Origin of the sequence: Methylobacterium sp. UNCCL125 (genome assembly GCF_900116795.1) — a bacterium.
Classification (GTDB): Bacteria; Pseudomonadota; Alphaproteobacteria; order Rhizobiales; family Beijerinckiaceae; genus Methylobacterium; species Methylobacterium fujisawaense.
Map to the genome: position 1 here is coordinate 160,907 of NZ_FPBW01000002.1, position 25,503 is coordinate 186,409.

22 protein-coding genes and 1 tRNA gene are annotated in these 25,503 nt (G+C 70.5%); 12 read left to right on the top strand and 11 right to left on the bottom strand.

The features are described from left to right. Nucleotides 1–190: 190 nt before the first annotated feature. Nucleotides 191–2,353 (bottom strand): malate synthase G, encoded by a 2,163-nt coding sequence (locus tag BM396_RS00710; protein ID WP_043379580.1) that lies wholly within the window; start codon nucleotides 2,351–2,353, stop codon nucleotides 191–193. Nucleotides 2,354–2,494: 141 nt separating this feature from the next. Between BM396_RS00710 and BM396_RS00715 the strand changes: the two genes are divergently transcribed. Beyond that, entirely contained in the window at nucleotides 2,495–3,394 is a 900-nt protein-coding gene (locus BM396_RS00715) for a LysR family transcriptional regulator (protein WP_043379578.1), read from the top strand. Between the two features lie 195 nt (nucleotides 3,395–3,589). Here BM396_RS00715 and BM396_RS00720 read toward each other — a convergent pair whose 3' ends face one another. From BM396_RS00720 to BM396_RS00740, 6 genes are all read right to left on the bottom strand, one after another. Continuing rightward, a complete protein-coding gene (locus BM396_RS00720) occupies nucleotides 3,590–4,399 on the bottom strand; it encodes a class II aldolase/adducin family protein (protein WP_075380084.1) in 810 nt (269 codons plus the stop codon). 515 nt (nucleotides 4,400–4,914) lie between these two features. Further along, nucleotides 4,915–6,198: an amidase gene (locus BM396_RS00725; RefSeq protein WP_043379576.1), complete on the bottom strand. Its 1,284-nt coding sequence runs from the start codon at nucleotides 6,196–6,198 to the stop codon at nucleotides 4,915–4,917. Between the two features lie 65 nt (nucleotides 6,199–6,263). Beyond that, on the bottom strand, nucleotides 6,264–7,043 hold the full coding sequence (locus BM396_RS00730) for an SDR family oxidoreductase (RefSeq protein WP_043379573.1): 780 nt from the start codon (nucleotides 7,041–7,043) through the stop codon (nucleotides 6,264–6,266). A gap of 130 nt (nucleotides 7,044–7,173) precedes the next feature. Continuing rightward, complete coding sequence (locus BM396_RS32535; protein WP_170867452.1) at nucleotides 7,174–7,311, bottom strand: hypothetical protein; 138 nt, start codon at nucleotides 7,309–7,311, stop codon at nucleotides 7,174–7,176. Between the two features lie 593 nt (nucleotides 7,312–7,904). Then, complete coding sequence (locus tag BM396_RS00735; protein ID WP_043379571.1) at nucleotides 7,905–8,399, bottom strand: hypothetical protein; 495 nt, start codon at nucleotides 8,397–8,399, stop codon at nucleotides 7,905–7,907. Then, the gene (locus BM396_RS00740; RefSeq protein ID WP_043379569.1) at nucleotides 8,396–8,905 is read right to left on the bottom strand and encodes a hypothetical protein; all 510 of its coding nucleotides are present in this window, start codon (nucleotides 8,903–8,905) and stop codon (nucleotides 8,396–8,398) included. Before BM396_RS00740 ends, BM396_RS00735 begins: the two co-directional genes overlap by 4 nt. A 221-nt stretch (nucleotides 8,906–9,126) precedes the next feature. Between BM396_RS00740 and BM396_RS00745 the strand changes: the two genes are divergently transcribed. Continuing rightward, on the top strand, nucleotides 9,127–9,534 hold the full coding sequence (locus BM396_RS00745; protein WP_244538781.1) for a hypothetical protein: 408 nt from the start codon (nucleotides 9,127–9,129) through the stop codon (nucleotides 9,532–9,534). 124 nt (nucleotides 9,535–9,658) lie between these two features. Continuing rightward, on the top strand, nucleotides 9,659–9,913 hold the full coding sequence (locus tag BM396_RS00750; protein WP_043379566.1) for a hypothetical protein: 255 nt from the start codon (nucleotides 9,659–9,661) through the stop codon (nucleotides 9,911–9,913). A 1,007-nt stretch (nucleotides 9,914–10,920) separates the two neighbouring features. Here the strand turns inward: BM396_RS00750 and BM396_RS00760 are convergent. The 3 genes from BM396_RS00760 to BM396_RS00770 all read right to left on the bottom strand — a co-directional run bounded on the left by BM396_RS00760 (nucleotide 10,921) and on the right by BM396_RS00770 (nucleotide 11,563). After that, on the bottom strand, nucleotides 10,921–11,124 hold the full coding sequence (locus BM396_RS00760) for a hypothetical protein (RefSeq protein ID WP_043379564.1): 204 nt from the start codon (nucleotides 11,122–11,124) through the stop codon (nucleotides 10,921–10,923). Next, nucleotides 11,121–11,378 carry a hypothetical protein gene (locus tag BM396_RS00765; protein WP_043379561.1) on the bottom strand — a complete coding sequence of 86 codons (258 nt, stop codon included), beginning with the start codon at nucleotides 11,376–11,378 and terminating at the stop codon, nucleotides 11,121–11,123. Before BM396_RS00765 ends, BM396_RS00760 begins: the two co-directional genes overlap by 4 nt. Before the next feature lie 110 nt (nucleotides 11,379–11,488). Further along, nucleotides 11,489–11,563: transfer RNA gene (locus tag BM396_RS00770), tRNA-Val, on the bottom strand. Nucleotides 11,564–11,919: 356 nt separating this feature from the next. On the opposite strand from BM396_RS00770, the gene BM396_RS00775 reads away from it, so the two are divergent. From BM396_RS00775 to scpA, 9 genes are all read left to right on the top strand, one after another. After that, nucleotides 11,920–12,963 carry a hypothetical protein gene (locus BM396_RS00775; RefSeq protein ID WP_043345999.1) on the top strand — a complete coding sequence of 348 codons (1,044 nt, stop codon included), beginning with the start codon at nucleotides 11,920–11,922 and terminating at the stop codon, nucleotides 12,961–12,963. Nucleotides 12,964–13,004: 41 nt separating this feature from the next. After that, complete coding sequence (locus BM396_RS00780; RefSeq protein WP_170867455.1) at nucleotides 13,005–15,149, top strand: glycosyltransferase family 2 protein; 2,145 nt, start codon at nucleotides 13,005–13,007, stop codon at nucleotides 15,147–15,149. A gap of 167 nt (nucleotides 15,150–15,316) precedes the next feature. After that, the gene (locus BM396_RS00785) at nucleotides 15,317–16,654 is read left to right on the top strand and encodes an MFS transporter (RefSeq protein ID WP_043379559.1); all 1,338 of its coding nucleotides are present in this window, start codon (nucleotides 15,317–15,319) and stop codon (nucleotides 16,652–16,654) included. 112 nt (nucleotides 16,655–16,766) lie between these two features. Continuing rightward, nucleotides 16,767–17,978, top strand: a complete 1,212-nt coding sequence (gene cyoA, locus BM396_RS00790) for a ubiquinol oxidase subunit II (protein ID WP_043379557.1) — start codon at nucleotides 16,767–16,769, stop codon at nucleotides 17,976–17,978. 75 nt (nucleotides 17,979–18,053) lie between these two features. Beyond that, nucleotides 18,054–20,054 carry a cytochrome o ubiquinol oxidase subunit I gene (cyoB, locus tag BM396_RS00795; RefSeq protein ID WP_043346007.1) on the top strand — a complete coding sequence of 667 codons (2,001 nt, stop codon included), beginning with the start codon at nucleotides 18,054–18,056 and terminating at the stop codon, nucleotides 20,052–20,054. A gap of 4 nt (nucleotides 20,055–20,058) precedes the next feature. Next, complete coding sequence (gene cyoC, locus BM396_RS00800) at nucleotides 20,059–20,691, top strand: cytochrome o ubiquinol oxidase subunit III (RefSeq protein WP_043379554.1); 633 nt, start codon at nucleotides 20,059–20,061, stop codon at nucleotides 20,689–20,691. Further along, nucleotides 20,688–21,092: a cytochrome o ubiquinol oxidase subunit IV gene (gene cyoD, locus BM396_RS00805; protein WP_043379552.1), complete on the top strand. Its 405-nt coding sequence runs from the start codon at nucleotides 20,688–20,690 to the stop codon at nucleotides 21,090–21,092. The genes cyoC and cyoD overlap by 4 nt, the downstream gene beginning before the upstream one ends. 14 nt (nucleotides 21,093–21,106) lie before the next feature. Next, entirely contained in the window at nucleotides 21,107–21,877 is a 771-nt protein-coding gene (locus BM396_RS00810) for an SURF1 family protein (RefSeq protein ID WP_043379549.1), read from the top strand. 56 nt (nucleotides 21,878–21,933) lie between these two features. Then, the gene (scpA, locus tag BM396_RS00815) at nucleotides 21,934–24,099 is read left to right on the top strand and encodes a methylmalonyl-CoA mutase (RefSeq protein WP_043379548.1); all 2,166 of its coding nucleotides are present in this window, start codon (nucleotides 21,934–21,936) and stop codon (nucleotides 24,097–24,099) included. 205 nt (nucleotides 24,100–24,304) lie between these two features. Here the strand turns inward: scpA and BM396_RS00820 are convergent, their stop codons facing one another. After that, a complete protein-coding gene (locus BM396_RS00820; protein ID WP_043379546.1) occupies nucleotides 24,305–25,462 on the bottom strand; it encodes an alpha/beta hydrolase in 1,158 nt (385 codons plus the stop codon). Nucleotides 25,463–25,503: the final 41 nt, after the last annotated feature.

The window sequence follows — 25,503 nt, forward strand, 5'->3', positions numbered from 1 at the left end:
GCGGGGCGACGATCGCTTGTCGAACCCGGCCCCTGATCCTGGCGCCCGCGTTCCCCGGCCTCGAAGGCGGATGCGGGGAAACGCGGTGATCCCCGAAGGCCTCCTGCGAGTCCTCCTGCGAGGCCCCCGCTGCGCTCCGGCGCCTCGGGATCGGGTCGCGCTCGGGCGGATCGCAGGCCGCGAGACGGCCTCAGGCCGCCCGACCGTCGGCCTGCCGGCGCTTCGCCTCCCGGCGGAACCGGTGCAGCACGAACTCGGTGTAGCCGTTGGGCTGGCGCGCGCCCTCGAACACCAGGGCCTCCGCGGCCCGGAAGGCCGGGCCGTCGAAGCCCGGAGCCATCGGCCGGTAGGCCGGATCGCCCGCGTTCTGGCGGTCGACCACCGCCGCCATCCGCCGCAACGCCGCGTCGACCTGCGCCCGGTCCACGATCCCGTGGCGCAGCCAGTTGGCGATGTGCTGGCTGGAGATCCGCAGGGTGGCGCGGTCCTCCATCAGGCCGACCTCGTGGATGTCCGGCACCTTCGAGCAGCCGACGCCCTGGTCGATCCAGCGGACCACGTAGCCCAGGATCCCCTGGCAGTTGTTGTCGAGCTCCTCCCGGATCACCTCCGGCGCAAAGGCGCCCTCGGCGAGGGGCAGGGTCAGCATGGCGTCCCGGGTGGCGGGCGCCCGGCCGGCCAGATCCGCCTGGCGGGCGCGGACATCCGTCCGGTGGTAGTGCAGCGCGTGGAGCGTGGCCGCCGTCGGGGACGGCACCCAGGCGGTGTTGGCGCCGGCTTCCGGGTGGGCGCCCTTCGCCTCCAGCATCGCCGCCATCTGGTCGGGGGCGGCCCACATGCCCTTGCCGATCTGCGCGTGGCCCGGCAGGCCGCAGGCGAGGCCGGCATCGACGTTCCCGTCCTCGTAGGCCTTGATCCAGGCGGTCGCCTTCATCGCGTCCTTGCGGACCACCGGACCGGCCTCCAGGGAGGTGTGGATCTCGTCCCCGGTCCGGTCGAGGAAGCCGGTGTTGATGAAGAACAGCCGGTCCGCCGCGGCGGCGATCGCCGCCTTCAGATTGAGCGTCGTGCGCCGCTCCTCGTCCATCACGCCGATCTTGAGCGTCCGCGGCGCGAGCCCGACGAGGGCCTCGACCCGCCCGAACAGCTCCACCGCGAAGGCGACCTCGTCGGGGCCGTGCAGCTTCGGCTTGACCATGTAGACCGAGCCCGTCCGGCTGTTGCGCAAGGAGCCGGTCCCGTTCAGGTCGTGCAGGGCGATCAGCGCGGTCACCGCCGCGTCGAGGAGCGTCTCGGGGATCTCGGCGCCGTCGAGGGTCACGGCGTCGGTGTACATGTGATGGCCGACATGCCGGACCAGCATCAGCGACCGCCCCGGCAGGGTCAGGCTTCCCCCGTCGGGCGCCGTGTAGGTGCGGTCCGCGGCAAGCCGCCGCTCGACGGTGCGGCCGCCCTTGGACAGGGTGGCCGCGAGGTCGCCGCGCATCAGGCCGAGCCAGCTGCGATAGACCGCGACCTTGTCGGCCGCGTCCACGGCGGCGACCGAATCCTCCATGTCCATGATGGTCGAGAGGGCGGATTCCAGCACCACGTCGGCGATGCCGGCGGGGTCGGTGCGGCCGATCGGGCTCGTCCGGTCGATGACGATCTCGACGTGCAGGCCGTTGTGGCGCAGCAGGAGCGCGGTCGGCGCCTCGGGGGCGCCGGTATAGCCCGCGAGGTCCGCCGTGCCGGTCAGGCCGGCGCTCCGTCCGGCGCCGAGAGCGACGGCGAGGCGGCCGCCCGTCACCGAGAAGCCCACCGCATCCGCCCAGGAGCCGACGCTCAGCGGGGCGGTCGCGTCGAGGAGGGCCTTGGTCTTGGCCACCACGGCGGCGCCCCGGGCCGGGTTGAACCCGGTGCCTGGGGCGAGGTCGCCGTCCTGCGGGATCGCGTCGGTGCCGTAGAGGGCGTCGTAGAGGCTGCCCCAGCGGGCATTGGCGGCGTTGAGCGCGTAGCGGGCGTTCGAGATCGGCACGACGAGCTGGGGCCCGGCGATCTGCGCGATCTCCGCGTCCACGTTCTCGGTGGTCACCCGCACAGCGTCGGGCTCCGGCTGCAGGTAGCCGATCTGCGTGAGGTAGGCCGCGTAGGCGGCCGGATCGTGCGGCAGGCCGCGATGGTCGCGGTGCCAGGAATCGATGTCGGCCTGGAGGCCGTCGCGCCGGTCGAGCAGCGCCCGATTGTGCGGTGCGAGGTCGCGGACGATCGCCGCGAAGCCCGACCAGAACCGGTCGGCCGAGAGGCCGGTTCCAGGCAGCGCCTCCTCGGACAGGAAGGTGCGGAGATCCTCGGCGACGACGAGATTCGACATGCGATCCTCTGAGAAATGGGGCGCCGTGCGTCAGAAAAAGTCGAACGGCCCGTGAAATTTTTTTGATCTCACAGCGATAGACCGCTTGGCACCCGCCGAAAAGGCGGCAAAAGGGATTTGATTTTTTCCGCAGCGTTGAGAATGAACGACCAGAGCGACCTGGAGATCTTCGCCCGGGTGGTGCGAACCGGCAGCCTGACCCGGGCCGGGTCGGAACTCGGCCTGTCGGTGGCGGTGGTCTCGAAGCGGCTGAAGCGGCTGGAGGAGCGGCTCGCCGTGCGCCTGCTGCACCGCACCACGCGGAGGCTGGCACCGACCGATATCGGCGCGGCGTTCTTCGAGCGGATCGCCCCGATCGTCGACGCCATCGCGGAGGCCGAAAGCCTCGTCTCGCAGAACGCCACGCGGGCGCGGGGAACGCTCCGGGTGACGGCGCCGAGTTCCTTCGGGCGCCTGCACATCGTCCCGCATCTGGGGGCCTTCTTCGCCCTCCACCCCGACCTCGTGCTGAACCTGGAGCTGAGCGACGATTTCGAGTCCATCATCGAGCGCGGCTACGACCTCGCCATCCGGGTGGGCGCGCTGGAGAGTTCCGGACTGACGGCGGTGCGCCTCGCGCCGGTGCGGCGGGTTCTGTGCGCGCGGCCGAGCTACCTCGATGCGGCGGGGCGACCGCAGACCTTGGACGATCTGCGCGGCCATGTGTGCCTCGCCACCGAGAACCAGAACCCCTGGCGGCTCATCGGACCGGAGGGACCCTGCACGGTCACCGCGTCGGGCCCTCTGCGCACCCATTCCAACGAGGTGGTGCGCGAGGCGGTGATCGGCGGCCTCGGAATCGCGCTCCGCTCCACCTGGGACGTGCACGCGGAGCTGCGCGGCGGGCTCTTGGAGGTGGTGCTGCCCGCCTACACGGCCGCGGCCTCGGCGGGCATCTTCGCGGTCTATCCGAGCCGCGCCTTCGTGCCCGCCAAGACCCGGGCCTTCATCGCGTTCCTGAAGCAGACCTACCGGTCGAGCGGGGCCTGGACGGAGGGGTGAGGGGCGGGCCGAGGGACGACGCGTCCCCCTCCCCCGCAGAGGCGACCGACGTCACACGGCCGGCGCCGCGCGCTTCGCCTCACGAGGGAGAGGGGACAGGCACTCGTCGCTCACGACTTTGATGGCCGGCGGAAGACGGGTGAAACCGCCCGCCCGGAAGCGGGGGCGCGGATCCCACCCGATCGACGTCGCGCCTCACCCTGCCGCGAAGACATCGGGATCGGTCCGCGCCAGCATCCGCTTGAACGCCGCCCATTCGTTGTCGGGCGCTCCCTGGACGACGACGCGGTCGTAGCCGGCGGCGTATTGCCCGGCGGTCTTGGTTGCGATGGCGGCGGAGGGCCGGATCACCGGCGCGCCGGCCGCCTGGATCGCTAACTGCGCCCGGCACGAGCGCTCCATGTTGTGCATCAGCCGGAACGCCTCGCCGACCGTGCGCCCGCAGGTCAGCAGGCCGTGGTTGCGCAGCACCATCACGGGCTTGTCGCCGAGATCGGCCACCAGCCGCTGCCGCTCGTCGAGATCGAGGGCGATGCCCTCGTAGGCGTGGTAGGCGACGCGCCCCGTGAACTGCATCGACCACTGGTTCAGGGGCAGCAGCCCCTCCTCCTGACAGGAGACCGCGACCCCCGCCACCGTGTGGGTGTGCAGCACGCAGATCGCGTCGGCGCGGGCGGCGTGGATGGCGCTGTGGATCGTGAACCCGGCCGGATTGATGCCGAGCCCCATCGGGTCCGCGAGCACGTGACCGTCGATATCGACGGTGACGAGGTTCTCCGGCGTTACCTCCTCGAAGCGCATCCCGTAGGGATTGATCAGGAACCGGTGCCCGTCCCCCGGCAGCCGCGCCGAGATGTGGGTGTAGATGCTGTCGTCGAGGCCCAGCCGATGGATCAGCCGGTAGGCGGCCGCCAGATCGACGCGCATCGCCCGGACCGCCTCCTGAATCCCTCCGCCGGACCCGGCGTCCCGGTCCGCGACGATCGACGGCGTGGCTGCGCTCATGCGACGGCTCCCTGCCGGTCGGCCTGATCGGGATCACCCCCGGCGCGGGCGGTCCCGGTCTCCCGGCGCGGTCGAGCCCCGGAGGACGCGGTTCGGGCCGGGATCGCCGCCAGGGTGCACGATGGGACGCCATCCGGCAATGCGCGGGACCGGGCCGGCCGGCACCGCGGCTCGAGGTGTTCGGGGCCCGCTCCTACCCACGCCCGCCGCGATGCACCGTGACGCGCCTCGGGGCGTCGGTCCGGTTCAGCCGCCGGGAAGCCGGCTTTAGCAACGTTGCGTTCGGGCTTCGCGGCGTCCCGCGTCACCCCGGCGGCGTGAGGTTTGGGCCATGCCCCCGGCGGCGCAGCGCGCGGGGCCGCGATAGTGTGTCCGGATGCGGGGGCGCTCCCGATGGACGGTGGCCGTCTTTGCGAGCGCAGCGAAGCAATCCAGGGTCGCGCCACGTCCACCGGGGTCACGCTGCCCTGGGTCGCTTCGCTGCGCTCGCGATGACGGGAGCGGCGCGGAGCGCCCTACCCCGCCAGCGCCGCCTCGATGCCGGCGCCGAGGGCCAGGAGGCGGCGGTCCTGCCCGTGGCGGGCGAGCAGCATCAGCCCCGCCGGCCGGGCGAGATCCGGCATCGGCAGCGACAGCCCGGTCAGATCGAAGAAATTGCCGAAGGCCGTGTTGCGCAGCATCAGGCGATTGGCGTTCAGGAACGCCGCGTCGTCCGCCTCCAGCGGGGCGGTGAGCGGCGCCGTGGTGGCGGTCGCCGGGAGGGCCAGCACGTCGAGGGGGGCGAGAACCCGGTCGAAGGTGGTGATCAGTTCGGCCCGCCGGCGCATCGTCCGGACGTAGCGCGCCGCCGTCGCGGTCCGGCCGGCCAGGATGCGGCGGTGGACCCGCGGGTCGTAGCGGGACGCCGCGCTGTCCAGCCAGTCGGCATGGATCGCCGCGGCCTCGATCGCCGCGATAGAGCCGTCCGGCATGGCCGCGTCCATCGCGGCGAGGAGATCGTCGATCGGGTGGTCGACGATTCGGGCGCCAGCCCGGGACAGGCAGGCCAGCGCGCGCTCGAAGGCCTCGGCCACGAGCGGCTCCGTCTCGGTGAACAGCAGGCCCCGCGGCACGCCGACGCGCAGGCCCGCGACGGGGAACGCCTCCAGCGGCACGGGCTCCGCGCCCGCCATCACGGCGTCGGCGGCCGCGCATTCCGCCACCGTCCGGGCGAGCGGACCCAGCGAATCGAGGGCGTAGGAGAGCGGGAAGGCCCCGTCCAGCGGCACGCGGCAGGCGGTCGGCTTGAAGCCCACGACGCCGTTCAGCGCGGCGGGGATCCGGACGGAGCCCCCCGTATCCGACCCGATCGCGATGTCGCTGGTCCCCTGCCCCACCGAGACCCCGGCGCCCGAGGACGAGCCCCCCGGGATGCGCGCCGGATCGGCGGCGTTGCCGGGGGTCCCGTAATGCGGGTTGAGCCCGAGCCCCGAGAAGGCGAACTCGGACATGTTGGTCTTGCCCAGGATCACCGCGCCGGCCCGGCGCAGGCGGGCGACCACCGGGGCATCGGCCCGCGCCGGCGCCGCGTCGGCCAGCAGGATCGAGCCGGCGCGCGTCGTCTCGCCCGCCACGTCGAACAGGTCCTTGATCGAGACCATCGCGCCGTCGAGGGGGCCGAGGGAGATCCCGTCCCGGCGGCGGGCGTCGGCGGCGTCCGCCGCCGCGCGGGCCTCGGCGGCGTAGAGCCGGGTGAAGACCGCCTCGTCCCCCTCCCCGATGCGGGCCAGCCGCGCCTCGACGGTCTCGCGTACGCTCATGATCCTCACCGCGCGATGTTGCGGGCCGTCGATGCAAGCGGAGGGCCCGGTCGGGCCCCCGCCCGTCAGAACGTGCCGGGATAGGCGCCGCCGTCCATCAGCAGGTTCTGGCCGGTGATGAACCCCGCCTGCCGGCTGCACAGGAACGCGCAGGCGGCGCCGAACTCGTCGGGGTGCCCGAACCGGCCGGCGGGGTTGGCGCGCGCCCGCGCCTCCAGGAACGCCTCCACGGTGGTGCCCGCCTTGGCGGCGCCGGCTGCGGCGTTGCTGCGGATCCGGTCCGTGTCGAAGGGGCCGGGCAGCAGGTTGTTGATGGTCACCCCGTGCCGCACCGTCTGCCGGGCGAGGCCGGCCACGAAGCCCGTCAGCCCCGATCGGGCGCCGTTCGACAGGCCGAGATGCTCGATCGGCGCCTTCACGGCGCCGGATGTGATGTTGACGATCCGGCCGAACTTGCGGGCGATCATCCCGTCGACGGTCGCCTGGATCAGGGCGATCGGCGCCAGCATGTTGGCGTCGAGCGCCCGGATCCAGGCGTCGCGGTCCCAGTCGCGGAAGTCGCCGGGGGGCGGCCCGCCGGCATTGTTGATCAGGATGTCGGGCTCGGGGCAGGCGGCGAGCGCCGCGGCCCGGCCGGCCTCGGTGGCGATGTCGCCCGCGACGGCGGTGACGGTGACCCCGGTCTCGCTGCGGATCTCCCCGGCGGTCCGCTCCAGGAGCTCCGCGTTGCGGGCCGTGATCGTCACCGCGACGCCCTCGCGGGCCAGCGCCAGGGCGCAGCCCCTGCCCAGTCCCTTGCTCGCCGCGCAGACGAGCGCCCGGCGCCCGCTCAAGCCGAGATCCATGGGGAGCCTCCGTGACCGGCCCTCGCCGCGAGGGCATCCGCCGCGTCATAGCCCGCCGGACGCCCCCCGCGGAAGCGATCCGGGACGGGGCCGCGGGCCTCTCAGGCGGTGTTCGGCCGGCGCCCGCCGCTCACCACGTGCGCAGGTCGCGGGCGCCGGGCCCGTCGGGACGCTCCTCCCGCTCCGGGGCGACGAACCCGGCCCACAACAGGGGCACCGCCCCGGTGAGAAGCGGAAGGGACGTGCTGAGGACGAGGCTGAGGGTCACGGCGATCCTGCCAGGCGGACGAGGTCGAGACGACGAGGTCAGGCTCTTTTGGTCCGAAAGTTGTTTTCGTGAGCTTAAGGTTGCCGGTCATATTGAAGAGGCCGCGCCAAAATCTGCATGCGCTGCACCGCTCCAGTCACCGACTGCGCGGTCGGGCCTCCCCGTCCGGGCGGAATCTGCGGCCGTGGCGCTCCGCATCGGGATGTCGCACGGCTGTTCGAGGACGGATCCGCGGAGCGACGGACCGGAGGCCGGCTCACGACTGCATCAACCCGCGCGATCCCCAGGCCGACGCGATCCCCAGGCCGACGCGATCCCCAAGCCGGGCAGGCCACGTTCGCGCGCTCCGTCGCGGGGCGGCCTCTCCCCGAGATCTCACCCGTCGTGGATCGCGCCGGAGACGGCCTGTCGCCGCGCCTGTCCGACGCCTGCGTCCGAGATCTGCAACCGGACATCGCCGTGTCTCACGGCCGGATGGTGCCTAGGGCTGGGCGCAGCCTGCGGTCGGTGTCACGGCCCTGCCGGCAACCGCGTCGTCCGGCCCGCGCCTGTCGAGCCCGCCGGGGACGCCGGGGGGGCCGCTGCGCGCCGGCTCACGGCTGATCCGCGGCCTCGGACAGGGCGCCGAATTCGCTGACCATGCACTCGTGCATCCGGCGCAGCCACCCCCGCGCTTCCGTCCGCTCGGCCTCGGCCCGTTCGGCCCGTTCGGCCGCCGCACGGGCCTGCGCCTCGGCCTGCTCGGCCCGCTCGAGTGCCGCCCGCAGCAGCGATTCAGCGTGGCGGGCCCGGTCCTCCGCGGCGCGGCGTGCCGTCTCGGCCGCGCGCACCGAATGCTGCGCCTCCCGGACGGACTCGCGGGCGCTCGCCTGCAGGCCGCGGACCCGCGCTGCGACGCCGCGCACGGCGGTCAGGGAGGCCGACCAGTCATCCGCCTCCGCTTCGGCCGCGGGCCCGGCCGAAGCGGCGCCGGAGAACAGGGCGACGACCCGGTCGATCGGCGCGGCGTCGCCGTTGCGAGGCCCGACCGGGTAGGTCAGGGGATGGGACTCCATCGTCTCGGCCCGCGCCCGGGCGGCGCCGCTCATGCCGCCTCCTGATCGGTGAGGTCCGAGAACTCGGACAGGATCGCCTGCTGGACGCGTTCCAGCCATTCCTCGGCCTGCCGCGCCCGGTCCTCGGCGGCGCGGACGCGGGCCTCGGCGGCCCTGGCGCGTTCCTCGGCGGCGCGGACCTGGGCCTCGGCGCGCACCTGTGCCTCGCGGGCCTGCATCTCCGCCGTCCGGGCGCGCTCGTTGGAGGCGTGGATCTCCTCACGAACCTGATCCAGCACCTGTTCGATGCGCGCCTCCCGCTCACGGGCCTGCGCCTCGATCTCGCGGGCCTGGCGGGCTGCGGCCTGGACCCGGAGGATGAGGGCGTCCCAATCCTGCGGCGAGGCCGGCGGCTTCTGAAGCTCGGCCCGTGCGTGCAGCGACGAGACGACGCGCAGGACGTTGCCGAGGTTGGTTTCGGGCCCGGCGCCGGAGTCGCGCTGGGTCTTGTCTGCGGGTCGAAACCGAGGGTCGTTCAGAAGCCTCTGCAGCTCGCTCACGGATCCTCTGCTCCCTCTCGATCCAATTCCGATCCGCCTAGACTGTTTAGAATAGTTAACAAACAATTAAATGCGCTGCTGGCCGATTGTAGAATGTTAACACGATGGGCTCCGCCGCCCCGTGGGATCCGGCCCTGGCGATCGAGGCCCCGTCGCAGGCTCGACCGCGCGGGACGCGCCGGGCCCGAATCCGCGCGGCCGGGTGCCGTCGAACGGACCCGGTGGGCCTGCGCCCCGAGGCGGCTGCCGCGCTGCCGGATGTGACGTTTGATACCGAAATCGCGCGGGGAATGAACGCGAATACAGATCGTCGCAGGACGCGATGGCTGGTTCGTCAGGAGGTCACGATGGCCGAGAAGCGCTTGGACGAGCCCTGGAGGCCTGCCTTCAAGACCGGGCAGATCTTCTTCGGGCGCCCGCCGGAGTGCTGCGATTGTCTCATCTGGGAGCTCAGGGCATCCGGTGCGATGATCGAGCTTCATCCGGAGGCGATGCCGCCGCACACCCTGCGACTGATCTCGATCGCCCTGCTCCTGAACCAGCCGTGCGAAGTCGTCGGGCGCGAGGGCCGGAGGATCGAGTTGAGGTTCTCCTCGGGTTTGGACCGCCTGCTCCTGGGGGCGCGATGACGCGGGCGCCTGTCCGGCCTGCGGGCGACCCCGCTCCGCCACGGCCCGTGCTCATCCGACGCCGCAGCCTCCGCCGCGGCCATCCGGGCCCGTCGTCAGCGCGATGCACCCGCGCAGGTGCGCCATGACCGCTCCGCAAGTCATCGCCACGGTCGTCTTCCTGACCTCGGTCGGATCGGCGATGGCGCTCGCCCTCATGGCAGGCGCCTCGTCCGCTCTGGACGCGGTGACGCAGACGTTTGATCGCGTGCGGCCGGACGAAACACGCGACCGGACGCGCCGCCGCCCGGACACCCCTACGGCATCGATCCCTGCCGACGGCGCGGCCGACCCCGTGGGCGCTGCGACAGGAAGCCCGGACGCTTCGCCTGCGCTCTGAGAGACCCTGTTTCGCATCGCCGGACAGGGCCGAAGGGAGACGGGAGCGCATCGCCGTGACCGTGGTCGGGATCCATCGCTCGCCCTGGAGAGCCGCCGGGTTGTTTGCGGCCGCCCGCGGCTTCTTCGGCCTGTGCGCGGTGCTCGTCCGCCCCACGCTGTTCCGGCGCGGTCCGATGGTGTCCGTGGGGCCGCGCGGGATCGCTGCGCTACGCGACGCAGCTCAGCGAAACGCCGGTGGCCTGCGCGTGGCGGGTCCGCGGCCCTCGTGATCGCATGCTGCCGCACGCGCTGCGGTACGCTAACTGACCTTGTCGTCCGGTTCGGTGGGCTCCACGCTCGTACCGAGCGCTCCACCGCGCGGCAAATCCACCGGACCGTGCCCGTCCCGGTTCAATATGCCCCCGTGATCTGGATTGCGCCCGTGGTTCGGGTGCGTCGCCTGCCGCTGGGCCTGTGCCAACTCCCTGTGGGTCGGCAGCGGCCGCCAAGGAGCGGGCGCGGCCCCCAGGCGAAGGGCCGTCGGGGTGCGCGTGAAATACACCGCCAGCACCACCCATGGGACGACGAAGACAACAAATGCGGTGAGACCCATGACGACGCTCCGCGAATCTTTGCCAGCAATAGTGAGAACGCTGTCGGTCCATTGCTGATCCCGCCGGGTCGAAATCAATCTCTGTCGCACCGCAACACAGTTTTCGTTGGTGGACGCGCGATGCCGCATCGCGTCGGCTTGGCAAGATCGGAAGCGGAAACGCCGATACGCCTGACCACGCTCCGTGATTTGGCTCGCGGCGTGCGGAAGCGGGCGGTGCCGCCGCGAAGCACCCGCAAGCCGCCTGCTTGAAGTCTCCGGATCGAACGTCTGGGCCGCCTCGTCAGGCCCGAGCCGGGTGGATATCCGCCGGACAGATTTCTGGCGGCTCAACCACACAGGCCGCCATCACGCGTGGGCGAATGCCCTGACGCGGCCGAGCGCCTCGCGGCGATGGGGCCGTCGGCAGGTCGCTACCCCAGCGCGATCAGCATCCAGGTGCGAGCCTTCGCCATCAGCTCCCCGTCCCCGGCCGACGGATCGGATGCGATCACGCGGCCGATGATCTGGCGGGCGTCCGTGCCACTCAGCCCGATTCCCTGCGCGAAGCCGCTCAGGCGCTGCATCAGGCGATTGGCGGTGGCTTCGCGATCCAGATCGGCCTCGGGCTCGCTCATCCCTTCACCGGGTGCGCCAGCAGGATCGCGGTCCGGACCATGGTGCGCGTCCAGGCCGGCGTGTCGGTGGTGAGCGCATCGGCCGCATGGGCGTGCGTTCGGATGGTCACGACGAGGTCGAGGCTCCAACCCTTCGCAAGCGGGTACGCGTCGGTAGCGAGGTCGGCCGGCACCGCGTCGACCGCAGCATCGATCTCCTGATCGGTGACCTCAGCGGCTTTCCGGACTTCGGAGACGGTCGGGTCGGTGGCCACGCGAACCTGCGGCTGATGTCCGCTGAACCCGCCTCAGGTTCGCCGAACCTGAGGGACCCGGTAGAAAACCGTCTTCGGTCAAAAAAACCATCCAACCTCGCTCGGTTAGATGGTGGGCGCGACAGGGATCGAACCTGTGACCCCTACCATGTCAAGGTAGTGCTCTCCCGCTGAGCTACGCGCCCGGGCCGGAGCCGTTCTTGCTCCGGTGGGCGGGGCCTATAGCGGCTGGCCGGCGAGGGCGCAAGCAGAACCTGCATCGCGGATCGGATCGATCGCGCCCGGCCGGGCACCGGACGACCGGATCGCGACGGGGCCGGACTGCATCGGTGATGTCTGGCAAGGGTTTGCGGGCAAGGGCTTGCGGGAAAAATCTTCGGGCCGGTTCAATCGACCGGCTCGGATGCGGTTCGAGGCCGAAGCCGGCCCTGGTGCACGCCGGCGGAAAAATGCGCTATGGCCCTGCCGCTCGGCATCAGGCCGTGCCGCGACACATGGCGGACACAGGGCGCCGGCATGCCGCCGCCTCACGCTTCAGGACATGCGCTACTTCATCGACCACGATCAGGGTGTTGCGATCCGCGGCTGGATCGTGCCGGACAATCCCCTCGCCATCAGCCGGGTCGTGGTCGCGGTCGACGGACGACGCGTGGCCGAGGTCCCGGCCAGCGTCATCGACGAGGCCTTCAAGCGCAACGGGTGGCATGCCACCGGGCAATGCACCTTCGTGGTCACGGAGGCGGAGGTGCCGGGGCTGACGGAGATCCCGCGGCTCGAATTGTACGATGCCGACACCAACGTGATGGTCTATCGCCGCATGCCGCCCGAGGGGCTGGTGCGGCTGCGGACCATGCTGATCAACACCGGCATCGAGCCCGAAACCGTCCTCCAGACGGCGCTCTTCCCGCATTTCCAGCATTGCTATTTCGGCATCCATAAGCTGCCGGACGAGATTCTCACCTGCGTCCTGACCGGCCCGGCCGCCCCGTCGGCCTTCCTGTCCGGCGCCGTGACCGTCCCGCGCTACGAGAACTTCCTGACGCCGGACCTGATGATCACCGCCATCCTGCTGCAGGAGCCGCAGATCGAGATGGCGACCCGGATGCGCTGGCTGAAGGCTCGGGCCGGGGATGCCGCCGATCCCGCACGCAGCTGGCGCCTGGGCCCGCTCGCCGAGGCCGCCGCCTTCGCGGAGGGGTACGACTTCTCCGACGTGAAGAGCCTCAAGCGCTTCTTCCGCATGCTGCCCGAACCCGCCTACCGGCTGCTCTACAATCCGCTGACCCGCCAACTCGGGACCCGCATGCCGGACGACCGGCTGCATCCGGGCAACTCCATCGCGGCGATCGAGATTCTCGCCCGCGTCGGGATCGTCGGGCACAAATCCCGGTTCCCCGCCTTCGCATCGACGCTGTTCGACCGCCTGGGGATCGCCAAGCCGATCCCGGCCTTGCCCCCGGTGCCGGCCGAGACGATGGCGCTCGCCGAGCGCCTGAAGGCCGTCAAGGCGGTGGAAGACATGATCGTCTTCGATGTCGCCATGTCGGATGCCGTGAAGGCCTCGGTCGACAAGAGCTGGAGTTGAGGGTGCCCGCGTCCGGGGCGGAGGTGCCCGAATTCCAGCCCCTGCCGGCGCAGCTCACGGGGCTCTGGCGCAAGCGGCGCGACCTCGCGGCGCGGGCGGCCTCGGACGGCCTGCGCGTCGCCCTCCCGGGCCTCGCGGGCCGCTGGGTCGAGATCGTCCTGTCCAACGACCCGGCCGAGGGCCGCGACACCCTCCCAGACATCAGCTTCGTCGGACCGGACGGACGCCCGGGCACGGTGCTGCCCCAGGAGGCCCGGGGCGGGGGCGCCTTCGCGTGGATCGGCCGCCTGCCCGAGGACGTCGTCGCGTTGCGCGTCGCCGATCCGGCGGGACGGGTCCCGGTCCGGCTGCGTCGGATCGCCGTGCATCGTCTCGCCCGGCCGATCCTGGCCGCGCGCGGTCTCCTGCGCGATCCCGGCCTGACCGCCCAGGCGCTCGCCTGGCGGATCCTCGGCAAGAAGGTGCGCGCCCGTGGCTTCCTCGGCCGGGCGCTGCGCCACCGGCGCGTCAGCGGCTACGAGGCGTGGCTCGGAACCCACAGCCTGCGCCGTGCGGAGCGGGACGGGATCGCCGCCGAGATCGCCGCCTGGACCGATCCGCCGCTGATCTCCGTGCTGATGCCGGTCCACAATCCCGACCCGAAGGTGCTGCGATCGGCCCTGGCGTCGCTGCGCGCGCAGCTCTATCCCCACTGGGAATTGTGCGCCGTCGACGACGCCTCCACGCGCCCCGAGATCCCGCGGATCCTGAGCCGGGCGGCCGAGGCCGACCCGCGCATCCGCGTCCTCACCCGGCCGGAGAACGGCCACATCGCCCGGGCGACCAACGACGCGCTGGGCATGGCCCGGGGCGCGGTCTGCGCCTTCATGGACCACGACGACGCGCTCACCGAGGACGCCCTCTACGAGGTCGCCCGGGCGCTGCGCCGCGATCCGGACCTCGTGCTGATCTACAGCGACGAGGACAAGATCGACGGGCGCGGCCGCCGGTTCGACCCGCATTTCAAGGCGTGCTTCGACCGCGAGCTTCTCTACGCCCAGAACTATATCAACCATCTCACGGTCGTGCGCACCGAGGCGCTGCGCGCCGTCGGCGGCCTGCGTCCGGGCTTCGAGGGCAGCCAGGACCACGACCTGCTGCTGCGACTCACCGACGGGCTCGATCCCGGCCGCATCCGCCACATCCCGCGGGTGCTCTATCACTGGCGCGCCGCGCAGGGCTCCGGCACCTTCTCCGACCGGTCCCTCGCCCGGGCGGAGGCCGCGCGTTTGCGCGCCCTGGAGGAGGTCGTGGCCCCCTGGGGCGGCCGGGCGGAGCGCGGTCCCGGGGGCTTCAACCGCCTGATCCGGCCGCTGCCGGCGCCGCCGCCGCGGGTCTCCGCGATCATCCCGACCCGGGACCGGGCCGAGATCCTGTCGGTGACCCTCGACGGCTTGCTCGGCGCGACCGACTACCCCGACATCGAGGTGATCATCGTCGACAACGACAGCCGCGAGCCCGAGACCGCCGCCCTGTTCGCCCGCTACCGGGACGATCCGCGGGTGCGCGTCGTGCCGGTAGCGGGCGCCTTCAACTTCTCGGACCTGTCGAACCGCGGCGCCGCCGCGGCCACCGGCCCGGTGCTCCTGTTCCTCAACAACGACATCGAGGTGCTCGAGCCCGGCTGGCTCGCCGAGCTGGTCCGCCACGCGGTGCGGCCGGAGATCGGGGCCGTCGGGGCGAAGCTCCTCTATCCGGACCACACGATCCAGCACGGCGGCATCGTCCTCGGGATCGGCGGTGTCGCGGGCCACAGCCATCTCGGCGTCGCGGACGCGGATCCGGGCTATTTCTGCCGCATGGTCATCGCCCACGAGGTCTCGGCGGTCACCGGCGCGTGCCTCGCCATGCGGGCGGATGTCTTCGCGGCGGTCGGAGGCTTCGACGCCGAGGCCCTGAAGGTCGCCTTCAACGACGTCGATCTCTGCCTGAAGATCCGCCGGGCCGGCTACCGGATCGTCTGGACGCCCTTCGCCAGATTGATTCACCACGAGTCGAAGAGCCGCGGGGCCGAGGACACGCCCGAGAAGCGGAAGCGCTTCGAGGGCGAGGTGCTGACCATGCTGGACCGCTGGGGTCCCGAGCTGCGCGCCGACCCCTATTACAACATCAACCTGTCACGGAATTCGGCGCATTACCGGGTGTGAGCGGTCCACGCCCCGTGGCGCCGCCGATGGCCGCGACCACCGGTGCTATGCATGCGTCAGTGGGTGAACTTGCGTCCGGAGCCGGTTGCGATACCTCTGGACATGCCGCATGAGGCGGTTCCGGCCAAGGCGACCCCATAGGCGCGCGGCGAGGGCGGCAGCCAACAATGAGTTCGAATACCCCAATGGCCTCGGCCACGATCCTGGAGCGCGACGCCCAGCAGGCGGTGGGAGACCACAAGGTCCATCCCAACGAGATCGCCATCGGTGTGGTGATCGGACGCGCGTCCGAATACTTCGACTTCTTCGTCTTCGGCATCGCCTGCGTGCTGGTCTTCCCGAAGGTGTTCTTCCCCTTCGTCGACCCGCTGAAGGGCACGCTCTACGCCTTCTCGATCTTCGCCCTCGCCTTCATCGCCCGGCCGCTCGGCACGGTGCTGTTCATGGCGATCGACCGGCGCCACGGGCGCAGCGTCAAGCTCACCACGGCCCTGTTCCTGCTGGGCGGCTCGACGGCGGCGGTGAGCTTCCTGCCGCGCTACGACAGCATCGGCATCGCGTCGGTCTACATCCTGGCCGGCCTGCGGATCCTGCAGGGCCTCGCGCTGGGCGGCGCCTGGGACGGCCTCGCCTCGCTGCTCGCCATGAACGCCCCGCGGGAGCGCCGCGGCTGGTACGCGATGATCCCGCAGCTCGGTGCGCCGCTGGGCTTCATGGTGGCAAGCGCCCTGTTCGCGTTCTTCATCGTCAACCTCGACGAGGCGGACTTCATCGACTGGGGCTGGCGCTTCCCGTTCTACTGCGCCTTCACCATCAACGTAGTCGCCCTGTTCGCCCGGCTGCGCCTCGTCGCCACCGAGGAATTCGCCCGGATGATGGACCTCGACCGGCTGCGTCCGGTCCCGGCCCTCGAGCTGTTCCGCCACCATGCGGGCGACGTGATCCGCGGCGCCTTCGTGCCGCTCGCGGCCTTCGCGCTGTTCCACCTCGTGACGATCTTCCCGATCGCGTGGCTGGCGCTGAACAGCACCACCCGCTCGCCCGGCGAGTTCCTGATCGTGCAGTTCTCCGGGGCCATCGTCTGCGCCGGCGCGGTCGCCGCCTCCGGTCTGATCGCCGACCAGATCGGCCGCCGCAACGCCCTGATCATGAGCGCCTCGCTGATCGGCTTCTTCGCCATCGGCAGCATCATCGCGCCGCTCCTGTTCGGCGAGAGCGCCATCGGCCAGACGATCTACGTCACGATCGGCTTCATGCTGCTCGGGCTCGCCTATGGCCAGACCGCGGGCGCCGTGACGGCCCGGCTGGGCAACCGCTACCGCTACACCGGCGCCGCGCTCACCTCCGACTTCGCGTGGCTGATCGGGGCCGGCTTCGCGCCGCTCGTGGCCCTGTTCCTGTCGCAGCGCTACGGCTTGGCGATGATCGGCGTCTACCTCCTCTCCGGCGCGGTCTGCAGCCTCGTGGCCCTGTTCACCGACCGGTCGGAACTGCGCCAGATGTAGTCGGCGGGCGGCGGCGCAGGCCGCCCGATCCGCCCATCGCTGACAGGAACGCCGCCTTGCGCGGCACGGCAGAAGCGCCGCGCAAGCGGCCTGGGATGACGAGACGCGTGCTGTGACCTCTACGACCCATCGACCGGACAGGACCGACACCGCGACCCGCCGAGGCGGCCGCGGGCGGCGCCTCCTGCCGCTCCTGACCCTGCCGCTCCTGACCCTGCTCGGCGGCTGCAACTTCGTGGTCATGCAGCCGGCCGGCTACGTGGCCGAGCAGCAGCGCAACCTCGTGCTGGCGGCGACCGGGCTGATGCTCCTGATCATCGTCCCGGTGATCGCCTTCACGCTGATCTTCGCGTGGCGCTACCGCGCCACGAACGAGGACGCGGTCTACGATCCCGAGTGGCACCACTCGACGCAGCTCGAGGTGCTGATCTGGACGGCGCCGCTGATGATCATCATCGCGCTGGGTGCCCTGACCTGGATCGGGACACACACCCTCGATCCGTTCCGGCCGCTGAGCAAGATCGACACGAAGCGCGACGTCCCGGCCGGCACGGTGCCGCTGGAGGTCGAGGCGGTGGCCATGGATTGGAAGTGGCTGTTCCTCTACCCGCAATACGGGATCGCCACGGTCAACGAGCTGGCCGCGCCGGTGGACCGGCCGATCCGCTTCAAGATCACCGCCACCGACGTGATGAACACGTTCTACGTGCCGACCCTCGCCGGCATGGTCTACGCCATGCCGGGCATGCAGACCCAGCTCCACGCGGTGATCAACCGGGAGGGCGCCTGGGAGGGCCGCTCGGCGCATTACAGCGGCGCCGGCTTCTCGAACATGTTCTTCAAGTTCCACGGCCTGGCCAACGACAAGTTCGACCAGTGGATCGCCAAGGCCAAGGCCGAGGGCGGCGAGCTCACCCAGGAGGCCTACCTGAAGCTCGAGGAGCCGAGCGAGGCCGAACCGGCGCGGTTCTACAAGTCCTACATGAAGGGCCTCTACGACCGGATCATCGGCATGTGCCCCCGGCCCGATCAGATGTGCGTCGGCGAGATGGTGAAGATCGACGCGCAGGGCGGCGCCTCCGGCGCGGAGGCGGAAGAGAACTACAAGCGGCTCCGATACGACAACCGCCTCGCCGAGCGCGGGATTGAGGGCCCCGGCGCCACGTCGCCGGCCTCGGAGACCGGCCCGCACGGCCAGACGCAGCCCCAGGGCATGAAGCCGCGGCCCGATATGGGCAACCCGGACGTCCGGAGCCAGAAGGCGCCGGACAGCCAGGGCCAGAGCGAGGGCGAGCAGATCGCGCCCAAGCAGCTGAACCAATGATTCCGCGCGTGATGCCAGCGGAACCCACACACAAGACCGGCGGTCGCCGTCGAACCCACTGAACGGGCCGATCCCATGTTCGCAAACCTGGACCTACAGCAGCTGCTCGTCGGACGATTTACGATCGAGCAGATCCCCTATCACGAGCCGATCCTGCAGGGGACCTTCGCCGGCGTGGCCGTGGTCGGCCTCGCCGTGCTCGGGGTCATCACCTATTACCGCTTCTGGGGGCCGATGTGGCGTGACTGGATCACGTCGATCGACCACAAGAAGATCGGCATCATGTACTGCATCTTCGCGGGCGTGATGCTGCTGCGCGGCTTCGCCGACGCGATCCTGATGCGCTCGCAGCAGGCGGTCGCCTTCGGTGACCAGCAGGGCTTCCTGCCGCCGCACCACTACGACCAGATCTTCACCGCCCACGGCATGATCATGATCTTCTTCGTGGCGATGCCGTTCGTCACGGGGCTCATGAACTTCGCGGTGCCGCTGCAGATCGGCGCCCGCGACGTGGCCTTCCCGTTCCTGAACAACTTCAGCTTCTGGATGACGGTGGCCGGCGGCATGCTGGTGATGGTCTCGCTGTTCGTCGGCGAGTTCTCCCGCGCCACCTGGCTCGCCTACCCGCCGCTCTCCGGCGCCGCGATGAGCCCCGGCGTCGGCGTCGACTACTACATCTGGGCGCTGCAGATCGCCGGCATCGGGACGCTGCTCTCGGGCATCAACCTGATCGCCACCATCGTGAAGATGCGGGCGCCCGGCATGACCATGATGAAGCTGCCGATCTTCGTCTGGTCGTCGCTGTGCACCAACATCCTGATCGTGGCCGCCTTCCCGATCCTCACGGCCGTTCTCGCGATGCTGTCGCTCGACCGCTACATCGGCACGCATTTCTTCACGAACGACCTCGGCGGCAACGCCATGCTGTACTTCAACCTGATCTGGATCTGGGGTCACCCGGAGGTCTACATCCTGATCCTGCCGGCCTTCGGCGTGTTCTCGGAGATCACCTCGACCTTCTGCGGCAAGCGCCTGTTCGGCTACACCTCGATGGTCTACGCGCTGGTGGTGATCACCATCCTCGCCTACCTCGTGTGGCTGCACCACTTCTTCACGATGGGCTCGGGCGCGGACGTGAACTCGTTCTTCGGGATCACGACCATGATCATCTCGATCCCGACGGGCGCGAAGATCTTCAACTGGATGTTCACGATGTACCGCGGCCGGATCCGGTTCGAGGTGCCGATGATGTGGGTGGTGGCGTTCATCGTCACCTTCGTGATCGGCGGCATGACCGGCGTCCTCCTGGCGGTGCCCCCGGCCGACTTCGTCCTGCACAACTCGCTGTTCCTGATCGCGCACTTCCACAACGTGATCATCGGCGGCGTACTGTTCGGCATGTTCGCCGGCGTGACCTTCTGGTTCCCCAAGGCCTTCGGCTTCAAGCTCGACGACTTCTGGGGGAAGGTCGCCCTCGGGTTCTGGGTGACCGGGTTCTACGTCGCCTTCATGCCGCTCTACGTGCTCGGCCTGATGGGCGTGACCCGGCGCATGCAGCACTTCGACGACCCGTCGCTGCAGATCTGGTTCGTCATCGCCGCCATCGGCGCGGCGCTCATCGCCTGCGGCATCGCCTCGCAGATCATCATGTTCGTGGTTTCGATCCGGAACCGCGACAAGCTGCGCGACCTCAGCGGCGATCCGTGGGGCGGCCGGACCCTCGAATGGTCCACCTCTTCGCCGCCGCCGGACTACAACTTCGCCTTCACGCCGGTGGTCCACGATTCCGATGCGTGGTGGGATATGAAGAACCGCGGCTTCGACCGTCCCCTCAAGGGCTACAAGCCGATCCACATGCCCAAGAACACCGCGACCGGCGCGATCCTGGCGGGGCTGAACTTCGCCTTCGGCCTGGCCATGGTCTGGTACGTCTGGTGGCTGGCGGCGCTCACCTTCGTGGCGATCTTCGTCGTCGCGATTGCCCACACCTTCAATTACAATCGCGACTACTACATTCCCGCCGACGTCGTCAGTCGGACGGAAGGTCAGCGGACGCGCGAACTGGAGATGGCGTGATCCGATGATGCACGCGGAGACTGCACCCCCCGGCGCCGCGGCGCCGGTCTTCTACCAGACCGACGAGGAGGGCCATCATTCCGAGGGCTCGACCATGCTCGGGTTCTGGCTCTACCTGATGAGCGACTGCCTCATCTTCGCGACCCTGTTCGCGACCTACGGGGTGCTCGGGCGCAGCTTCGCGGCCGGCCCCACCCCGAAGGAGCTGTTCGACCTGCCCGGCATCGCGGTGAACACCGCCATGCTGCTGTTCTCGTCCATCACCTACGGCTTCGCCATGCTGGAGATGGACCGGGACCGGGTGAAGCAGACGCAGATCTGGCTCGCCATCACCGGCCTGTTCGGCGTGGCCTTCGTGGCCCTGGAGATCCGGGAATTCGTCCACCTGTTCCACGAGGGCGCGCCGCCCTGGCGCAGCGCGTTCCTGTCGTCGTTCTACACCCTGGTCGGGACCCACGGCCTGCACGTCTCCATGGGCATCCTGTGGCTCGTCGTGCTGATGGTGCAGGTCAGCAAGCGCGGCCTGATCGTCGAGAACAAGCGCCGGCTGATGTGCCTGTCGATGTTCTGGCACTTCCTCGACCTGATCTGGATCGGCGTCTTCACCGTCGTCTACCTGATGGGAGTGCTCGAATGAGCGCCGACGCACACCGCCTCACCGGCCACGGCCAGGACACGCACGATGCGCACGCCCACAGCGAGGGCGGGCACGGCAGCTTCCAGAGCTACATGACGGGCTTCGTCCTGTCGGTGATCCTGACGGTGATCCCGTTCTGGCTGGTGATGGGCAACGTCCTCGACAACAGCCTCGTCACCACCCTGGTCATCCTGGCGCTCGGCGGCGTCCAGATGGTCGTGCACGTCATCTACTTCCTGCACATGAGCACGAAGTCGGAGGGCGGCTGGACCTTCATGGCGCTGATCTTCACCATCACGCTGGTGGTGATCATGCTCGCCGGCTCGGTGTGGGTCATGTACCACCTCAACCACAACATGATGCCGATGGATGCCCACGACGTCATGAACAACGCCCGCTGAGCGCGCGTCCGCAGATGAGACCCGCGGGGTCGGCGGGGGGCTTGAGCCCCTCCCCGGCCCCGATTGCGTTGTGGCGGCGCGTCGTGTTCGGCGTCGGCGCGGGCCTCGTCTTCATCGTCCTGCTCGGGCTCGGCACGTGGCAGGTGGAGCGGCGGGCCTGGAAGCTCGACCTGATCGCCCGGGTCGATGCCCGGGTCCATGCCCCGCCGGTGCCGGCCCCCGACTCCGCCGCATGGCCGCGCGTCGGCCCCGACGACGCCTACCGGCACGTCCGGCTCGCGGGCACCTTCCTGCACGATCGCGAGACCCTGGTTCAGGCCGTCACCGAGCGCGGCGGCGGATTCTGGGTGCTGACGCCCCTTCGGCGTCCGGACGGCAGCCTCGTGCTGGTCAATCGCGGCTTCGTGCCCGGCGACCGGCGGGATCCGGCGACCCGGGCGGCCGGGCAGGTCGCGGGGGAGACCACGGTGACCGGCCTCCTGCGGCTGACCGAGCCCGGGGGCGCGTTCCTGCGCTCGAACGATCCCAAGGACGACCGCTGGTATTCCCGCGACGTGGCCGCCATCGCGGCGGCGCGCGGCCTGACCGACGTCGCCCCCTACTTCGTGGATGCGGACGCGACGCCCAATCCCGGCGGGCTGCCGGTGGGCGGCCTGACGGTGATCGCCTTCCCCAACAACCACCTCGTCTACGCGATCACGTGGTACGGGATGGCGCTGATGCTGGCGGCCGCGGTTGTCTACGTCCTGCGGGGCGGACGCGGTCCTGGACCTGCGGGGGAGTAGCCCGCGTCAAGCGCGTGTCTATAATGGCGTGACAAACGCCATAACGAGTCAACGCCATGACCTCCCGCATCCCGAACTTCGCCGAAATCCCGCTGGCCGGCGAATCGCTCGTGGTCGCGGCGCCGGCGCTGGGCGAGCCCTGGATGACGCCGGAGGGCATCCCGGTGAAGGGCCGCTACGGACCGGAGGACCGGGAGGGCCTCGAGTTCCTCGACACCTATCCGGGGATCGCGCCGTTCCTGCGCGGCCCCTACCCGACCATGTACGTCACTCAGCCCTGGACGATCCGGCAGTACGCCGGCTTCTCCACGGCCGAGGATTCGAACGCCTTCTACCGCCGCAACCTCGCGGCTGGCCAGAAGGGCCTGTCGGTCGCCTTCGACCTCGCCACCCACCGCGGCTACGATTCCGACCATCCCCGGGTCTCCGGCGATGTCGGCATGGCGGGCGTGGCGATCGACTCGATCTACGACATGCGCACGCTGTTCTCGGGGATTCCCCTCGACGAGATGACCGTGTCGATGACGATGAACGGCGCGGTGCTGCCGATCCTCGCGCTCTACATCGTCGCCGCGGAGGAGCAGGGCGTGCCGCCGCAGAAGCTCGCCGGCACGATCCAGAACGACATCCTCAAGGAGTTCATGGTCCGCAACACCTACATCTATCCCCCCAAGGGATCGATGCGGATCATCTCGGACATCTTCGCCTACACGTCGAAGAACATGCCGAAGTTCAACTCGATCTCGATCTCCGGCTATCACATGCAGGAGGCCGGGGCGACGAACGACCTGGAGCTCGCCTACACGCTCGCCGACGGCGTCGAGTACATCAAGGCGGGCCTCGCCGCCGGGCTGACCATCGACCAGTTCGCCCCGCGCCTGTCGTTCTTCTGGGCGATCTCAACCAACTTCTTCATGGAGGTCGCCAAGATGCGGGCCGCGCGCCTGATCTGGGCGAAGCTCGTGAAGGGGTTCGATCCGAAGTCGGAGAAATCCCTGGCCCTGCGCACCCATTCGCAGACGAGCGGCTGGTCGCTCACCGCGCAGGACGTGTTCAACAACGTCACCCGCACCAACATCGAGGCGATGGCGGCGACGCAGGGCGGCACACAGTCGCTCCACACCAACGCGCTGGACGAGGCGCTGGCGCTGCCCACCGACTTCTCGGCGCGGATCGCCCGGAACACGCAGCTGTTCCTGCAGCAGGAGAGCGGCACCACCCGGATCGTCGATCCCTGGGGCGGCTCCTACTATGTGGAGAAGCTCACGGCCGACATGGTGGCCCGGGCCTGGGAGCACATCCGCGAGGTCGACGGCCTCGGCGGCATGGCCAAGGCGATCGAGGCCGGGATCCCGAAGCTCCGCATCGAGGAGGCTGCCGCCCGGGCCCAGGCCCGGATCGATTCCGGCCGGCAGACCATCGTCGGCGTGAACAAGTTCCGGGCCGACGACGACATGGCCATCGACCTGCTGCGGGTCGACAACGGCAATGTCCGCCGGCTCCAGATCGACAAGCTCAAGCGCCTGCGCGCCGAGCGCGACGAGGCGGCGGTGACGGCCCGGCTGGAGGCCCTCACGAAGGCCGCCGACGGCACCGAGAATCTGCTGGAGCTCGCCGTCGAGGCCGCCCGCGCCAAGGCGACGGTGGGGGAGATTTCCGAGGCCCTGGAGAAGGCCTGGGGCCGGCACCGCGCCGAGATCCGCTCGATCTCCGGCGTCTACAAGCGCGAGGTGGGGGGCATGTCGCCTGTGGTTGAGGAAGTCCGGGCGCTGGTCGAGGCGTTCGAGGAGAATGACGGCCGCCGGCCGCGCATCCTGGTCGCCAAGATGGGCCAGGACGGGCACGACCGCGGCCAGAAGGTGATCGCCTCGGCCTTCGCGGATCTCGGCTTCGACGTGGATATCGGGCCGCTCTTCGCCACCCCGGCGGAGGCCGCCCGGCAGGCGGTGGAGAACGACGTCCACATCGTCGGCGTCTCGTCCCTGGCTGCCGGCCATCTGACCCTGGTGCCGGAGCTGAAGGCGGCGCTGACCGAGCAGGGCCGGGACGACGTGATGATCGCCATCGGCGGCGTCATCCCGCCGGGCGACTACGAGGCGCTGACGGCCGCGGGCGCGGCGGCGATCTTCCCGCCCGGCACGGTCATCGCCGAGGCGGCCGCCAAGCTGATCCGCGCGCTGAACGAGCGGCTGGGCTACGCGGCGCGGCAGGCGGCGGAGTAGAAGGCTTCCCGAGGCGGCCGGACCGGCCGCCTCGCCCCATGCCCTGGCGCGCCCCTCGTCCTGAGGTGCCGGAGCGAAGCGGAGGCCTCGAAGGAGGCCTCCATCCGGCCGCGCGATCCCTGGAGCCCCCCTGCGGCGCCCGCTGACGCGCGCACCTCAGGATGGGGCGGTGGTATGGGATCGGCCGGCCCCCGGGGCTCGCCGCTCAGTTCAGCGCCTGCGGGTCCGCCTCCGTGAGGAAGGCCCCGACCGCGTGGAGGAACTGCATGCGGTTCTTCTCCATCATCACCGTATGGGTGCCCTCCCCCAGCTCGACGAAGCGCTTGTAGGGGGCGTGGGTGAGCTTGGTGAAGTATTCCTGCGCCTGGTAGCTCGGCAGGTCGGCGTCCCACTCGGCGTGGATGATCAGCACGGGCACGCGGATCTCGCCCGGATCGTAGAGCGGCTTCCCCGCCGCCCAGTAGGCGTCCTTGTCGGCGACCGTGCCGTTCGGCGCGCGCAGGACCGGCGGCGATCGCTTCGCCCCGACCGGGTCGGTGGCGAAGGTCGCGTCGGCCCATTGGTCGAACCAGCCCGCCGGGATCAGGTCGGCCTTCTTGTCCTCGGGGACGCCGGTCAGCCAGCGCGCTCGGGCGCTGTCCCGGCTGACGGTGCGATAGGCCCCCACCGTGCCGCCGCCGCCGATCAGGCCGGGCGTGCGCGCCAGCCATTGCGGCGCGTAGAGGACGAGGCGGTTGACCGCGTCGTTGTGGGTGCTGGTGTAGAGCCCCATGGTGGAGGTCCCCCAGGACCAGCCCATCAGGTCGATCTTCTCGACGTTGCGCCGCTTCCGGATGAAGTCGACGACCTGCCCCACCACCTTGGCGGCGTCCGGCGTCCGCATGAGCGGCGGATTGTCGGCGGGCGGCGCATCCATGGCGGCCGGGCGTCCGGACAGGCCGTAGCCCGGCAGGTCCACGCAGTAGACGTCGAAGCCGAGGCCCGCGAGGTAGTCCATGGCCGACATCCCCCCGAGCGGCAGGTCGAAGGCGGTGGAGGACGGGTAGGTGGAGCCATGCACGTAGAGCAGGATCCGGTCGCCCAGGAACCGGTCGGTTCCCGCGGGCCGCTTGTTGCGCACGTAGATTTCGACCCCCGGCTCGCTCCAGGGCAGGCGGAACTCGTCCGTCGTCAGCTGGGCCGCCGGAGCCGCGACGACAGGAGCCGCGACGGCAGGCGCCGCGACGGATTGGGCCGCGACGGCTTGGGCCGCCGAGGCCGCGACCGCCGCCCCGGCGGCGAGCGCCCCGACCAGCTCGCGCCGGGCCAAGCCCCGGCCGGGCCGGGCCGCGTCCGGGTCCGTCCGCATTGGTCTGTCCGCCATGATGTCTCCTCCCGTCCGCCTTGTCTGGCGGCTCGGGCGAT